The organism is Nocardia sp. CA-084685 (assembly GCF_050955785.1).
Lineage (GTDB): Bacteria > Actinomycetota > Actinomycetes > Mycobacteriales > Mycobacteriaceae > Nocardia.
In genome coordinates, this window is record NZ_CP192094.1 from 1,640,502 (window position 1) to 1,654,464 (window position 13,963).

The 13,963-nt window shown below is 64.8% G+C and carries 13 protein-coding genes; 3 read left to right on the forward strand and 10 right to left on the reverse strand.

From position 1 onward, the window contains the following. Nucleotides 1–99: 99 nt before the first annotated feature. The 6 genes from ACQP2U_RS07045 to ACQP2U_RS07070 all read right to left on the reverse strand — a co-directional run bounded on the left by ACQP2U_RS07045 (nt 100) and on the right by ACQP2U_RS07070 (nt 7,494). Nucleotides 100–1,242: an AI-2E family transporter gene (locus ACQP2U_RS07045; protein WP_433713931.1), complete on the reverse strand. Its 1,143-nt coding sequence runs from the start codon at nt 1,240–1,242 to the stop codon at nt 100–102. Between the two features lie 154 nt (nt 1,243–1,396). Next, complete coding sequence (locus ACQP2U_RS07050; RefSeq protein WP_433713932.1) at nt 1,397–2,737, reverse strand: DUF5933 domain-containing protein; 1,341 nt, start codon at nt 2,735–2,737, stop codon at nt 1,397–1,399. Nucleotides 2,738–2,836: 99 nt separating this feature from the next. Continuing rightward, a complete protein-coding gene (locus ACQP2U_RS07055) occupies nt 2,837–3,706 on the reverse strand; it encodes a universal stress protein (RefSeq protein WP_433713933.1) in 870 nt (289 codons plus the stop codon). A gap of 233 nt (nt 3,707–3,939) precedes the next feature. Further along, nucleotides 3,940–5,676, reverse strand: coding sequence for a GAF domain-containing protein (locus ACQP2U_RS07060; protein WP_433713934.1), 1,737 nt, complete (start codon nt 5,674–5,676; stop codon nt 3,940–3,942). Nucleotides 5,677–5,735: 59 nt separating this feature from the next. Continuing rightward, nucleotides 5,736–6,386 carry a response regulator gene (locus tag ACQP2U_RS07065; RefSeq protein WP_433713935.1) on the reverse strand — a complete coding sequence of 217 codons (651 nt, stop codon included), beginning with the start codon at nt 6,384–6,386 and terminating at the stop codon, nt 5,736–5,738. A 106-nt stretch (nt 6,387–6,492) separates the two neighbouring features. Beyond that, nucleotides 6,493–7,494, reverse strand: coding sequence for an Acg family FMN-binding oxidoreductase (locus ACQP2U_RS07070; RefSeq protein WP_433713936.1), 1,002 nt, complete (start codon nt 7,492–7,494; stop codon nt 6,493–6,495). 222 nt (nt 7,495–7,716) lie between these two features. Between ACQP2U_RS07070 and ACQP2U_RS07075 the strand changes: the two genes are divergently transcribed. Beyond that, nucleotides 7,717–8,463 (forward strand): sigma 54 modulation/S30EA ribosomal C-terminal domain-containing protein, encoded by a 747-nt coding sequence (locus ACQP2U_RS07075; RefSeq protein WP_433713937.1) that lies wholly within the window; start codon nt 7,717–7,719, stop codon nt 8,461–8,463. Between the two features lie 306 nt (nt 8,464–8,769). Here ACQP2U_RS07075 and ACQP2U_RS07080 read toward each other — a convergent pair whose 3' ends face one another. After that, complete coding sequence (locus ACQP2U_RS07080; RefSeq protein ID WP_433716387.1) at nt 8,770–9,516, reverse strand: DUF1460 domain-containing protein; 747 nt, start codon at nt 9,514–9,516, stop codon at nt 8,770–8,772. Nucleotides 9,517–10,293: 777 nt separating this feature from the next. On the opposite strand from ACQP2U_RS07080, the gene ACQP2U_RS07085 reads away from it, so the two are divergent. Both ACQP2U_RS07085 and ACQP2U_RS07090 read left to right on the forward strand, forming a co-directional pair. Beyond that, on the forward strand, nt 10,294–10,923 hold the full coding sequence (locus tag ACQP2U_RS07085) for a hypothetical protein (protein ID WP_433713938.1): 630 nt from the start codon (nt 10,294–10,296) through the stop codon (nt 10,921–10,923). A 5-nt stretch (nt 10,924–10,928) separates the two neighbouring features. Next, complete coding sequence (locus ACQP2U_RS07090; RefSeq protein ID WP_433713939.1) at nt 10,929–11,165, forward strand: hypothetical protein; 237 nt, start codon at nt 10,929–10,931, stop codon at nt 11,163–11,165. Here ACQP2U_RS07090 and ACQP2U_RS07095 read toward each other — a convergent pair. From ACQP2U_RS07095 to ACQP2U_RS07105, 3 genes are read right to left on the reverse strand one after another with little or no spacing between them, the layout of a single operon-like run. Continuing rightward, the gene (locus ACQP2U_RS07095) at nt 11,157–12,248 is read right to left on the reverse strand and encodes an ABC transporter ATP-binding protein (RefSeq protein WP_433713940.1); all 1,092 of its coding nucleotides are present in this window, start codon (nt 12,246–12,248) and stop codon (nt 11,157–11,159) included. The two genes, ACQP2U_RS07090 and ACQP2U_RS07095, sit on opposite strands and share 9 nt — an antisense overlap. A gap of 16 nt (nt 12,249–12,264) precedes the next feature. Then, a complete protein-coding gene (locus tag ACQP2U_RS07100) occupies nt 12,265–13,119 on the reverse strand; it encodes a carbohydrate ABC transporter permease (protein ID WP_433713941.1) in 855 nt (284 codons plus the stop codon). After that, nucleotides 13,116–13,961 (reverse strand): carbohydrate ABC transporter permease, encoded by an 846-nt coding sequence (locus ACQP2U_RS07105; RefSeq protein WP_433713942.1) that lies wholly within the window; start codon nt 13,959–13,961, stop codon nt 13,116–13,118. Before ACQP2U_RS07105 ends, ACQP2U_RS07100 begins: the two co-directional genes overlap by 4 nt. Between the last annotated feature and the right edge of the window lie 2 nt (nt 13,962–13,963).

A 13,963-nucleotide genomic window follows, 5' to 3' on the forward strand; every position in this document is an offset into this window, starting at 1 on the left:
CGCGATACAGATCGCGGAGACGGCGAGCATGGCGGGGGCAAACTGCTTTGATGGGATTTCGATTCGGCGCGAAAATACCGCGATGCCCTGACCGAGCCCTTACTCCGGTGCGGGCTCGGCCTCTTCGGATTCCTCGGGTGGTGCGGTGACTACGTCGATCTGTTCGCCGAGATAGCGGGCCACCACCGCGATGACGGCCGCTACCGGTACCGCGAGGAAGGCGCCGACGATGCCATAGAGGGAGCCGCCCGCGGTGATCGAGACCAGCACCACCACGGCATGCAATTTCATGCTGCGGCCCTGCAGAACCGGTTGCAGCACATTGCCTTCCAATTGCTGGACGGCGATGATGATGCCGAGCACGATCAGCGCCGTGGTCACACCATTGCCGACCAGTGCCACCAGCACCGCCAGCGCCCCGGCGACGAATGCGCCGACCATCGGCACGAAACCGCCCATGAAGGTGATCACCGCGAGCACGAACGCCAATGGCACATGCAAGATCACCAGTCCGGCGCCGATGAATACCGCGTCGATCAGACTCACCAGCGCCTGCACGCGGATGAATCCGCCGAGGGTGGACCAGATCCGGTTCAGCACCTCCTCGAGGTGCCTGCCGCCGCGGCTGCCGAGTACGGCGTGCAGCCACGGCAGCAGCCGTGGACCGTCCTTGATGAAGAAGAACGCGAGGACCAGCACCAGGAACAGCGTCACCAGCGTGGAGGTCGCGGTGGTCACGCCGGTGAAGACGCCGGAGGCGATCTGTTCCGAACTGGACTTCAGCCGCTGCGTGATCGCCTCCACCGCGGCTTGCAACTGCTCGTCGCGGATGCGTAGCGGCGGACCGTGTAGCCAATCGCGCACCTTGTTGACGCCCTCGGAGGATTTGTCGGCCAACTCCGGGGCTTGATCCACGACCGACGGGACGATCAGTGCGATAACACCGGCGAGGACCGCGATGAATCCGAGCAGGGTGACCGAGGCCGCCGCGCCCGGCCGAAAGCCGTGTGCGGTGAGCCAGCGGGTCGGCGGCCACAGTATCGTCGCGACGATCAGCGCCAGCACGAGTGGCAGCAATACCACCCAGAGGGCGGCGACGACGGTGCCGAGCACCCAAGCGCCCGCCGCGATCGCCACAATGCACAGCGACCATTTCGCCAGCCAGATGAGTCCGGCGCCGATCGCGTCGCCGCGATCGCGGGTCGGTGGGCGGGTCTTGTCGGTGCCGTCCTGCTCACTCACGCCGCCAGTCTGGCACGGGAGACGGCACTCGGCGAGGATTGCGCGAAAAGGCGATTCCATCAGTGCTGGCACGCAATGGGTTTCGGGTTGTCCGCGGCAGGCGGCGACACCGTCGTCTACCGGACAGTGCCATGATCGGTACGCTGCGCACGAGTTAGCGATTCAGTACCTTTTCCGCCTTGTCCGAGGCGTCCGGAACCTCCTCCGCGAACCAGGTCCGGTAGAAGGTGAACGCCAGCGCGGCGAATACGCCGAGGATCGCGACACCGAACGGGAACGGGTAATTCGCCATCGGCAGCGCGAGGAAACGCACGCAAACCAGCACCCCTGCAAAGGTCGCGATACCGAAGGTCACCACCTGCGCACGGCCACGATCCCAACCCCGGTCCGGATCGCGCAGGACGGATTCGACGGTCAGGCACAGTGCCGCGCCCGCCACCAGGTCCACCCCGTAGTGGGCCCCGAGGCCGAGCGTCGCGACGAGGGTGCAGACCAGCCAGAACACACCGCCCCAGCGCAACCAGAGCGGCCCACGCCGAGAATGGATGAACAGCGACAGCGCCCACGCCGTATGCAGCGACGGCATGCAATTACGCGGTGTGATGCTGTCGAACGGCATCGAATCGACCGAAGACGGCAGTGCCGCAACGACATTCGGCCAGACATCGGCGAGCTGGAAACCCTGCCCCTGCGGGCCGAATGCGAGCACCGGCCCGACCACCGGGAAGACCACATAAAACAGTGGACCGACCACGCCGAGGGTCAGGAATGTGCGCACCAGATAGTGACGCGGCCACGCGCCCGCCGTCACACCGCGCAACTGCCACGCCGCGACCACGATGGCCGCGACCGGCAGCTCGAAATACACCCATCGCACCACGCCCAGCGGTACCGGTCCTGCCGCATCGAGCGCCTGTCCGATCAGCCACGACGGATTGCCGAGCGCGTGATCGGCCAGTTCCGCGTACGGATCCAGCACGGTCGGGCAGGCCCATGCGGTGATGTCCAGCCAGATCTCGCCGACTTTGGTCGCAAGAATCAGCAGTGCGCCGAGAGCGATTGTGCGCAGCGCGGTTTCGCGCCGCGCACCGGTCCAGCGCGCGGCGGCGATCACCGCGAGCGCGGTGAGCACAATGGTCGGACCGTTCCCGACCGTGAACAACCGCCCCTCGATCGTCCGAATGATCACGAAGATCACATCGATGCCGACCGCCGCCGCCAGCGCACGCACCCGCACATCCCGGGGAACGCCGATCAGTGCCAACAGAAATCCGGCCCACGGCGTTGTCGCCGACTTGGGTCGCCCGACGTAGTCCCAAGAAAGACTGGTCAGCGGCCCGAGCGCATTGATATGCACCGCCATCAACTGCCCCGCGACCAGCACCACAACCGCGCCGACGACACTGCCCCAGATCAACCGAGATCGCCACGGACGCGCAGTCCCCACTTCCCCAGCAGGGGCGACCGATCTCTCCTGCGCGTCCTCAATCAACATCCCGACATCGTAAACAGGATGTGAACACCACTGTGCGCCACGATTAACGCAACCGGGGAACTCCCTGCGCGCGGTCAGTGCCGAGACTCAGGGCGGATATCAGGGGCGGGCGATGATGAGGGGGCAGTCGGTGGCGTGTAGGACGGCTTGGCTGACCGAGCCGAGGGTCATGCCCGCGAAGCCGCCGCGGCCGCGGCTGCCGAGGACGATCAGTTGCGCGTATTCGGCCTCGGCGAGTAGGCGTCTGGCTGGTCGATCCTCGACGACCAGGCGCTCGACCTGGAGGTCGGGATAGTTTTCCGCGTAGCCGGCCAGGCTCTCGGAGAGCAGTTCCTCGGCTTCTTTCTGCATATCGTCGCGGGCGGTGTAGCGGTTGAATTCGGACCAGGTGAGCACCGCGCGCAGTGCGACTTCGCGGTGGGCGGCCTGGTCGTAGGCGACCTCGATGGCGCGGGTGGCGCTGGGGGAGCCGTCGACACCGAGGAGTACCGGTCCGAGCAGTCGATCGGCTTTGTCGTTCTCGGGTTCGGGGATCACGGCGACCGGGCAGTGCGCGTGGCGTGCGACGGCGGTACTGACCGAGCCGAGCAGGCCACGGCGGAACGCGCCGAGTCCGCGGGTGCCGACGACGAGCATGCGTGCTTCTTTGGAGCGGTCGAGCAGGACCGGGATCGGTGGTGCGTCGATGACAAAGGTGGCGATATCGAGGTCGCCGATGGGGGCGGCTGCCGCGGTCGCGTGGTCGCGGGCGGCGTTGACGGCGGCGGCACCGGTGGCTCGATAGGTGTCGTAATCGATGGGGTCGAAGGCGATTCCGGGACCGAAGTCCATCGGCGCGCCGATGCCGTACACGATGTGCAGGGGTGCGCGGTGGCGCACGGCGTCGATCGCGGCCCAGCGCAGCGCCTCGGTGGCGGCGTCGGAGCCGTCGACGCCGACGAGTACGGGGGGATTGATGGTGGTGGACATGAGATTTCACGGCCCCTTCGGGTTTGCGATAGATCGGCTACCCGTAGGTTAGGAACCCGAGGCCCTCGCGCACGCCTGGCGTTGGTCACGAACCACAGGGCCCAAAGACCGCTCATGCCGAGATCACTCAGCGCCCGGGCAGGACAACAGTGCCGACCAGGCTAGGCGCCAGGGCTCGCCCTTTGACGTCCGAGCTACCGCTCGCCAGAGGATGCGTCCGCAGGCGTAACCGATCAGGGCAGCGGCGCGGACCAGCGCAGCACGGTGCCGTTGTCCCCGCCGTTGGTAATGCTGAAGCTGCCGCCCGCCTGCTCGGCGCGGGTCGCCAGATTCGTCAATCCGCTCATGTGCTCGAACCCGCCGGGCACGCCGACACCGTCGTCGATGATCTCGATGGTGACGTCGTCGCGCACCCGCAGATGGACCGATACCGTGGTGGCCGACGCGTGCCGGACCGTATTGCTCACACCCTCGCGCAGCACCGCCTCGACATCCTCCGACAGTGGCGGCTCCAGCACCGAGACCGGTCCGGCCAGTCGAATCGTGGTGCGCAGCCCGCTTTCTCCGATCATTTCGGCGATGATGCCGTGCAACCGCTTGCGCAGCGTCGGGGCATCGGCGGTGTAGCTGCCGTGCAGGTCGAAGATCGAATGCCGAATATCCTGCACGATCGACTGGATGTCCTGAATGGTCTCGGTGAGCCGAGATTTGACCTCGGGTACCCGGGCCCGCTGGGCAGTGCTCTGCAGTGATAGGCCGACCGCGAACAGGCGCTGGATCACGTGGTCGTGCAGATCGCGCGCGATCCGGTCGCGGTCGGAGAGCACATCGAGTTCGCGGTTTCGGCGCTGGCTCCTGGCCAGTTGCAGCGCCAACGCGGCTTGGACGGAGAAGGCCGCCATCATGGCCTGTCCGGCGGTATCGAGCGGTCCGGACTCCGGTGGACGCAGGATCGTGAGCACACCGATGACCGTCTGTTCGGCCCGCAGCGGCAGCACCAGCGCCGGTCCGAATTCGGTCGGCTTGCCGAACAGCAGGCTGTACTTCAGCCGAGCGACCGCGAGTACCCGGTTCTCCCGAAATGCGATGCCCGAATGCGATTCGCTTATCGGAATGCGTTGTCCGGTCAGCTTGTGCGCATCGACACCGGCCGCGGCGACGACGACCAGGTCGGTCACCTCTTCGGGCGGAATATCCGGATCTTCGGGCAGTGCGAGGAAGCTGCACGCCGAGTGGGTCAGCTGCAGCGCGCGGTCGGCGACCAGCTCCAGCACCTCATTCGGCTCACCACCCGCGAGCAATTCGGTGGCGACATCGCGGTTGGCTTCCAGCCATTGCTGGCGGATGCGGGACTGCTCGTAGAGGCGAGCGTTGGCGATGGCGATACCCGCCGCGGCGGCAAGCGCTTGCACCACGACCTCGTCGTCCTCGGTGAATTCCTGACCACCGGACTTCTCGGTCAGGTAGAGGTTGCCGAAGATCTCGTCGCGCACCTTCACCGGCACACCGAGGAAAGAGTGCATCGGCGGATGATGGGCCGGAAAACCCACCGAGGACGAATGCTTGGACAGATCGCTCAGCCGAATGGGCTTCGGTTGTTCGAAGAGCAGACCCAGAACACCGTGACCGCGCGGCAGATCGCCGATCATGACCCGGGTGCGGTCGTCGATGCCCTCGTAGACGAACTCGGAGAGCTCGTTGCTGGTCTGATCGGTTTCGCGCACGCCAAGGGCCCCGTACTCGGAGTCGACCAGCTCGATGGCGGTGTGCACGATCGAGCGCAGCGTGTTGTCCAGGTCCAATCCGGCGGTGACCACCAGCATCGCCTCGATCAGGCGATCCATCTGGTCACGGACCCCGACGATCTGCGCGATGCGATCTTGGACCTCACCGAGCAGTTCACGCAGCCGCAGCTGGGACAAAGTTTCCGTCACCGGCGGCTGGCCGGACACGGTCGACTCTTCATCCATAATGGGTATTCTCCCCCGGTGGTGTAGTCCATGTCACACCGGCCGAAACCGCAGGTCGCTCACCTTTCTTTCGGCGTCGGCGCTTTGAGCTCGGAGGCCAGCACGGCGGCCTGGGTGCGGCGTTCGACACCGAGTTTGGTCAACAGCCGCGAGACATAGTTCTTCACGGTCTTCTCCGCCAAAAACATCCGACCCGCGATCTGCCGATTCGTCAGCCCCTCACCGAGCAAACCGAGCAGGGTCCGTTCCTGTTCGGTGAGACCGGCCAGCGGCCCGGTCTTGGCCTCGGCCTCCTCACGCAGCTTCGCCATCAACGCCGCGGCCGCGCGATTGTCCAGCAGCGACTTACCCGCGCCGACCTCGCGAATGGCCTCGACCAGCTCGATGGTGTCGATGTCCTTGACCACATATCCGCTGGCACCGGCCAAGATGGCATCGAGCATGGCCTGTTCGTCGGTGAACGAGGTGAGTATCAGACACCGCAGCTCCGGATGCTGATCCAGCAGCTCGCGGCACAGTTCGATGCCATTGCCGTCGGGCAGGCGCACATCGAGGACCACGACCTGCGGGCGCAGCGCGGGTATGCGCGCCAAGGCCTGCGCCACCGTGCCCGCCTCGCCGATGACCTCGAGATCGGACTCGGACTCGACCAGATCCCGCACCCCACGACGCACGATCTGATGGTCATCGACCAAGAACACGCTGGTCATCGCCAAGTACCTCCCTCGATTCATATTTCACCCTACTGAGCCATCGGGCACGGCGTTTCGGAGACAGACATCGTCGCCGAAGGACTTTCGACGATCCCGGGTGTGCTCATGGCTGCATCGTCAGGATGTCGGTGAGCGGGCGGCGCGGTGTAGGTGCGGTTTCGGGTGCATCCTCGGGTGCGGTGCCGACCCGGATCACCACCTGGGGGATGCCGGGGTGGGCGATCATGCTCGCGATAACCTTTCGGGCCGAGGGCATTTCGGTGATATGGGTCATCGGGCAACTCGCCAGACCGGCGGTCGTGCATTCCAGCAGCAGTGCGGAAAGTGCTTCGCCGGTGTGCAGCCACGTGATGACCGACTCGCGGGGTGAGCTGAGCACCAACAGTCGCGCATTGTCCTCGAGGTCCCCGCGGCGGGCCGAATGCGGCGCGGACGGGAAGGCGCGTCCCACACTGACACGGGCGAACTCGGCATCGGAGACTAGAGCCTCGCGCGGGACGCCTTCGGAGTCGCCGGAATGTCCAGCCCACCAATGCAATTCGGTTTGGTACTCCATGTCGTAGCGGCGCAGCGCGGTGGCGTGTTCGGACGCTCCCGCCAGCTTCCCGCGGGCGCTGTCGTCCAGGACATCGAGTTCGAGGTCGTGCGGTGTCACCAGCATTCGTCCGATATGCAGGAGCTCTGACAAGCCGGTCGGTGCGAGCAGCGGCAGTCGGTCGGTACGTCGCCGATCAATGGCCCGGGCACGCGCCCGCACACCGTCCGGCGGTTCGGGCCACGGTCGGAACTCGATAACCGCGAGGTAGTCCGGGTGTCTGGCATCGGGCAGCCGGGTGGTGTCGGTGTGCCACCCCTTGGCGGCAAAGACGGTGCGCACGTGATGCAGCATCGCGCCACAGCTGATCACCAACTGCCTGCCGAGTGGATCTGCCGAGGTCAGCAGGCGGTCGTCGTCGCGATACAGCCGCAGCCGGACCCCGTCGAACACCCACCGCCACGGCTGGGTGTTGTGCAACGACGGTGCTCGGCCGGCCAACTGCATGGCCGCCAGCACCGTCGGGTGGTCCGGCACGGAACGGACGGGAGAAGCGCTGGTATCGGTCATATCTTGAAGTGTCGTCGCGCGGGCAGCGGCTCGATATGGGCCTTGCGCCCGTTCTCGAGGGTCCATGGTCACCCGCCGACTCGGGACGTTGTGCGGGTTGTCGATCGGTGCCGAAGGTCGGATGTAGCAGTGACTTTCGGCCCTCCCGTACTGGCCGTCGCGGATGCTGCCATCGAGTCTCCAGGGTCGGAGCTCAACAAAATATCGAATTGCGAGGTCGCCATGAGTGCGTCAGGGAAGTGGTCCACTCGGGCCTTCCCCGACATCGTCGTATTTCCGCGTGGACCGATCGCGGAGTTGGAACTCGAACGTGTGGCCGGGGCGGTCGGGCGATTGCTCAAACGGAATCGGGTCGACGGTGGTGCCCGGGTACGGGTCGTCGGCGCGAATTGTTCGAGTGGGCCGCAGTTGGTTCAAGTGAATCTGCACGTCGGCGGTACTCCGGCGCGTGTGCAGACGGTTACGCCGGGGCCGGGCATGGTGCTGCCTGTCGTGCTGCGGCTGGAGCGGCTGATCCAGCGGTTGGCGACGAAGCAACCGGAGGCGCCGGAGCGGGAGCCGATGCGGCGGGGACTACTCCAGGCATCCATAGACGGCACAATCACCCGCCGCAAAAATTGCTCGTTGCTGGTCGCGCCACCGGATGCGGCCGCCGCGGTGCTGGATGCGATGGATTACGACGCGCACCTGTTCATCGATGCCGACACCGGTGCCGATGCGATCGTCTACCGGGGCGATGCCGCGGGGGTCGGGCTGCTCCGCTCGGCTTGCGACCCCGCCGAACCGCCGCCGATCCCGGAGTTGTCCGAGACCGCGGCCGTCGACCGGCTGTGCGGCATCGGCCTGCCATATCTGTTCTTCCTCGATTCCGCCACCCGCCGCGGGCACCTGCTGTACCGCCGCTACGACGCCGACCTCGGGCTGATCACATCCCGGCCGGATGCGCGGCTTGCCGGTTTCGGCGATTGATCCGGTTCAAACCGACTGCAGGACCAATGTCCCCCGATCTAGGGCATCCCGGCACTGTCGACTCCGGTGCCACCCTGGGCACAGTGGGAGATGGAACCGGCCACCGACGGTCGGGCAGAAGCGAGACGGCACTACGGTCAACCGCGGGAGCGGATCACGGGTGGCGATTCGACTCGCCGTTGTCGTGCAGCAACGGAAGAGTCGTGATGTGGCGATCGGCGACCACGCCGTATCCGACCGACGAAATCGGCCGTCACCGCCGAACACCGCTCGCCCACTCCTCGCGTTGGCCGGTTCCACTAGCGACTACTGCGCGCGGAGCACCATGATGCCCGGAGTCGTGCGCACGTATTCGGCGAAGGGTGAGTCGACCACCTTGTTGTTGGCGGCGAGTGAGGATGCGTTGCGGAAGACCGGGCCGCTCGGAGTCATGACGAAGATGCCGACGTGGGTGACATCGAGTCCCGGCTGGTCGGCGTACGCGCCGATGTAGTCACCGGTGTGCAGTCCACCGATGACACCCTCGTCTACCGCAGCGCTGGGTATGTAGGCGATATCGCGATCGACCACCGGCAGGCCTGGAAGATACACTCCGCCATCGGCTTTCGCATTGAGACGTTTTGCGACGGTCACCGCGGCCGGACTCAGCGTGTCGGTGATATCGGTGGCCGCGATGCGTGCGGTATGCGACCAATCGCTGAAGAAGTGCTTGCGCTGCCGGAACTCGACGCGACTGTCGGTGTAGCGGGTCGCGATCAGATTCGCCACGAACTGGTCGCGGTCGTTGGACCTGCTGAGGGCTTCGACATAGTCGAGATAGGTGAAGCAATCCACCCGCCGCAGATCGATGACCAACTGTTCGGGTTGGTCGCCCGATCCGATGAGCATATCCGCGCCATACGGCGTCCCGAGCAGGCGAGCCGATAGCCGTTCGATCAGCTCACCCTTACGCGCGCCCGCCGAGGCAGCCCGCACTGCCAGCAACTCGTCGATCTTCGCGGCGGTGGCGTCATCGGTGACCGGTGCGCCGAATGCGGCGGGCACGGTCGGCATCGCAATGCCGACGAGCGCCGAGATGATGAGCAGTACGCGGGCGATGCTGCGCACAAGGCCTCCAGCGGGCTGAGCGGTCGTTGCTGCCACGGTAGTCCGAGCCCGGCGGTCTTCGGTTCCCGAACTCGAAAACGGCAGGGCTGCTGCATGATCCAGTGGGGACGCTGTCATGAGTCCTAGCTTCCGAGTCGAACAGTTTGGACACGGGATGATCACGAAGTTGCTGTTTCGTTACCTTAACAAAGTCTTTGTCAACGGATATCGCCTGGTCGCGCGTGATTCCACCGGACTTACAGATGCAAGCGCGCTGCGAGGGCTCGTAGGCGGCGCCCTCGGCGCGACGATTCCCGGCAAGTGTGGCAGGCTCACTACCGAGGCCGGGGTGCAGAGGTTTCGACTCGCACAACGGTCGGCGTTACCACGGGAGACCCCAGCTATGGCTGGGGTCTTCGTGTGTCTATGGCATGTCTGCCTCGAAACGACGCTCATTAATGTCGATTCCGCACCGATGTGAGCTCAGTAACCATATTCTGTTAAGCGTCAGTTACCGACGTAAAAGTTCGTTACGGCCGACCTGCTGCATTTGTCGCTACGGAACCTCCGTGTAACGATTCTTTCAATCGCGAACGAACAAATCATCCCGAAGTGTTCACGCACGGCAGATACGGTCTCCATCGTCGCACCGGATATGTCGCCTTCGGTGTGTTCGCATGCGGGTGGAATCGCCGGTTGTGGCTGTCTTGTGCATATCTGCGCAAAAAATGAGGAATGGTGCACGTGAGTGAGTTCTGGAGTCCGAGTTCGTCGGTCGCTTTGGTAAGCATCGGCATCTCACTGTATGGAGTCATCGCATATCTGGTCGGAATTCTGGACGGCGGCACGCGACCGCGGATGGCATCCTGGGTGGCGTGGTGCACTGCCAATACCGTATTCGCGGTGGTCGCATATCTGGCGGGCGCATACCTCGCCGCCGGTATCAATGCGGCGTCGGCAAGTATGAATGCCGCGGTTATCGCCCTCGGTCTGCGCCGTGGCGTGAGTCTGCGACCCGGAGACAATATAGATTGGGCGTGTTTGCTCTCTTCTATCGCATGTGTCCTGGTCACGGTGGAAATTTCGGAGAAGACCTTCGGCGCGTCGGTGGCCATCTGCGCCAACCTGGTAGCCACCATTCCGACGCTGCGGCACGCCTGGTCGAAGCCTCAGGAAGAGACCTGGCAAATGTTCGCCGCGAATGCCTTCGCTGGGGCGCTCGGCGTGCTGGGAGTGCTGCTGGCGAGCGGATATCAATTCGCCACGGTCGCGGGTCCGCTCATTACTACGCTCGGCAATGTTGCCCTGGTGTCGCTCACTGTCGGCCGTGGTCGAATCGTCGAAGCAGCAGCCGTGCCCGTGAGAGTGGGTTAGCCGAGATGCGATCGATAATCTCCAATATCGGTGACTGTTTCAGTGATCCCGGTGAGTTGACGCCGGGGCAGGCGCGGCGTGCAATGGCCATCCATAATATTTGTTCGCCGAGTTGCCGCATCCTGCAGCAGGCCAAACTGGCTATCTATGGCGCATTGGTAACCGCGGAGGAATTGGCTCCACAATATTCGGCAGTCGAGTTGATCGGATACGGTGAAGTGTCCACCGGATATCTACACTGAGTCCTCCAGCAATAATCCGGTTTCCGGGTCGTACCAGCGGCATGCCCGCGCCGGCAGGTGCAGGTTCAGCGCATCGCCCTGGTCGGCCCGGAAGCTGGGCCGCGTCTGAATCTTGACGGTCTGTCCGCTGACATCGGTGGTCAACAGGGTGGACGAGCCGAGCGGTTCCAGCACCTGGAGTTCGGCACGTATCGAATCGGCGCCTGCTTCGTCGCCGAGGACGATGGCCTCGGGACGGATGCCGAGGTTGAGCTTCTTACCGTTGAACGATGCGAGCTCGGCGGGTACCGGCAGCGCCTGCCCGCCGAGATCGATATGCGGTCCGGCCTCGCCTATGTCGACGATCCCGGTGAGGAAGTTCATCGGCGGACTGCCCAGGAAGCCGCCGACGAATTCGGTCGCTGGACCGTCGTAAACCGCTGTCGGCGAACCACATTGGACGATCACTCCGTCGCGCATCACCGCGACGCGATCGCCGAGGGACAGCGCCTCGACTTGGTCGTGGGTGACATAGATCGTGGTGGTGCCGAGCTCGCCGACCAATTTCTTCAGCTCGGCGCGAAACGAAAGTCGCAGTAGTGCATCGAGATTGGACAGCGGCTCGTCCATGAGCAGCACATCGGCATCCATGACGATCGCGCGCGCCACCGCGACGCGCTGGCGTTGGCCGCCGGACAACTTCGCCGGATACCGATCCAGGTACGGCGTGAGCTGCAGCAGATCCGCGGCCCATGCGACCTTGCGTCGGATCTCCTCGGTGGGCACACCGTGCACCCGCAGGCCGAAGCCGATATTGTCGGCGACCTTCTTATTGGGGAAGACGGCATAGGACTGGAACACCATCGACAGATTGCGCCGCCGTGGTTCGAGATAGGTGACATCCTTGTCGCCGATCACGATCTGCCCCGAATCGGGCAGTTCCAGCCCGGCGATCATGCGCAGCAATGTCGTCTTACCGCAGCCGGACGGCCCGAGCAGCACCATGAATTCGCCGTCGGTCACCTCCAGCGAGACCTGGTCGGTGGCGCGCGTCGTGCCGCCGGGATAGGTCTTCACCAGATCCCGCAGAATCACTTCGGCCATGTGCCATGCACCTCTGTCATCTCAGCGTCGTCCCCCACATATTCACCAGATAGCGCCGCATCACGAAGATGAAGACCAGCGCCGGAATGATCAGTGCGAACCCGCCCGCGAACCGGTACGGCGTCGATGCCTCACCGAGTGTGGTGAGCACCTGCGCGGGCAGCGTGCGATGCCCGAGCGTCACGATGGTCGCACCGAGGATTTCGTTCCACGACAGCACGAACGTGAAGATCGACGATGCCGCGAGCCCGGGAAGTGCCAGCGGCACGACGACTTTGCGCGCGGCCTGCCAGCGAGTGCAGCCGAAGACGCGCGCCGCCTCCTCGAGATCGGCCGGTACCGCGACGAAAATACTTGCCGTAATGAGCACGGTGGTCGGCAGCGCGAGTGTGGTGTGCACAAGTGTCACGGCGAAGACGGTGTCGTACACGTCCAGCCGCAGGAACATCGTCGCCAGCGGCACCGAGAGCACCACGATCGGCAGCGCCCGCACGAACAAAATGAATATCTGGTAGGCGTCCTTGCCCCGGAAGACATTGCGGGCCAGCGCATACCCGGCGGGTGCTCCGATGACCAGCGACCAGAACACCGTGTAGAGCCCGACGAGTACCGAGTTGCCCAGTGCCGGAACGGTTCCGGTGGCACGGAAGAACGACTGCAGCGTCTCGGTGGAGAATTCGCTTGGCAGCAATGGTTTCGGGAACTCGTTCAGCGCCTCGCGCGAGGACACCGCGGCGAGTCCGATCAGCACGATCGGCAGCGCCATGAACAGCGTCACCGCGATGCACGCCACCTGCACTCCGATGGCCCGCCATCGGCGTCGGCGCAGCGGTGCGCGATCGATCGGCGGCAGCACCCTGGCCTGGCTCATCGCGACCCCTCCGGCGCCCTGACCGTGCGCAGATAGAACACGGCGGTACTGAGCGAGATGGCCATCACGACAAGCGAAACCGCGCTCGCCACCGCCGGATTCTGCAGATTCGAGTACCACTCATAGGTCTCGCCGACCAGCAGCGGAAAGTCGCGCCCGGTGAGAGCCTGTGCAACGGCGAAGGCCTGCAGCGCGAGGATGGTGCGCAGGATAAGTGCGACCTGCAGACTCGGCCCGAGCTGCGGCAGCGTCACATGTCGGAGCCGCTGCCAGAAGTTCGCGCCGAACACCTGCGCCGCTTCGTCGTAATCGCGTGGGATCAGCTGCACGCCCGCCACCACGATGACGAACACCAGCGAGGTCGCCCGCCAGATCTCGGCGATCACCACCGCGAGCAGCATGGTGCCGGTGTGCTGATAGTTCAACCACGGCACACCGTCCTCGGACAGCCCGAGCCAGACCAGCAGTGAGTTCAGGTATCCGCGATTGCCGAAGATCGACAACCACACCAGTCCGGCGGCCAGTTCGGAGATCGCCAGTGGTACGCACCACAGGTAGAAGTGACCGCTCGCGAACCGCGGCCGCGCCTGCATCAGCAGCGCCATACCGACCGCGAGCACCAACTGGATCGGCACCACGATCACGATCAACAACAGCGTATTGCGCAGCGAGGTAAGGAAATACGGGTCACCGAACAAGCGCCGCCAGTGCGCGAGCGTGAAGCCGTGATCGTCGCTGAACGCGTCGAAGACCGCTCGCACCAGCGGCCAACCGAACAGCGCGGCCAGCAGCACGATCGAGGGCAGCAGCAGAATCCATGGCGAACCGAGACGCGCACGCACAG

What these genes read in the sequence shown, in the direction of transcription:
- ACQP2U_RS07050 (WP_433713932.1), bottom strand. Translation starts at nt 2,737, where the DNA reads ATGTTGATTGAGGACGCGCAGGAGAGATCGGTCGCCCCTGCTGGGGAA.
- ACQP2U_RS07055 (WP_433713933.1), bottom strand. Translation starts at nt 3,706, where the DNA reads ATGTCCACCACCATCAATCCCCCCGTACTCGTCGGCGTCGACGGCTCC.
- ACQP2U_RS07060 (WP_433713934.1), bottom strand. Translation starts at nt 5,676, where the DNA reads ATGGATGAAGAGTCGACCGTGTCCGGCCAGCCGCCGGTGACGGAAACT.
- ACQP2U_RS07065 (WP_433713935.1), bottom strand. Translation starts at nt 6,386, where the DNA reads ATGACCAGCGTGTTCTTGGTCGATGACCATCAGATCGTGCGTCGTGGG.
- ACQP2U_RS07070 (WP_433713936.1), bottom strand. Translation starts at nt 7,494, where the DNA reads ATGACCGATACCAGCGCTTCTCCCGTCCGTTCCGTGCCGGACCACCCG.
- ACQP2U_RS07075 (WP_433713937.1), top strand. Translation starts at nt 7,717, where the DNA reads ATGAGTGCGTCAGGGAAGTGGTCCACTCGGGCCTTCCCCGACATCGTC.
- ACQP2U_RS07080 (WP_433716387.1), bottom strand. Translation starts at nt 9,516, where the DNA reads ATGCCGACCGTGCCCGCCGCATTCGGCGCACCGGTCACCGATGACGCC.
- ACQP2U_RS07090 (WP_433713939.1), top strand. Translation starts at nt 10,929, where the DNA reads ATGCGATCGATAATCTCCAATATCGGTGACTGTTTCAGTGATCCCGGT.
- ACQP2U_RS07095 (WP_433713940.1), bottom strand. Translation starts at nt 12,248, where the DNA reads ATGGCCGAAGTGATTCTGCGGGATCTGGTGAAGACCTATCCCGGCGGC.
- ACQP2U_RS07100 (WP_433713941.1), bottom strand. Translation starts at nt 13,119, where the DNA reads ATGAGCCAGGCCAGGGTGCTGCCGCCGATCGATCGCGCACCGCTGCGC.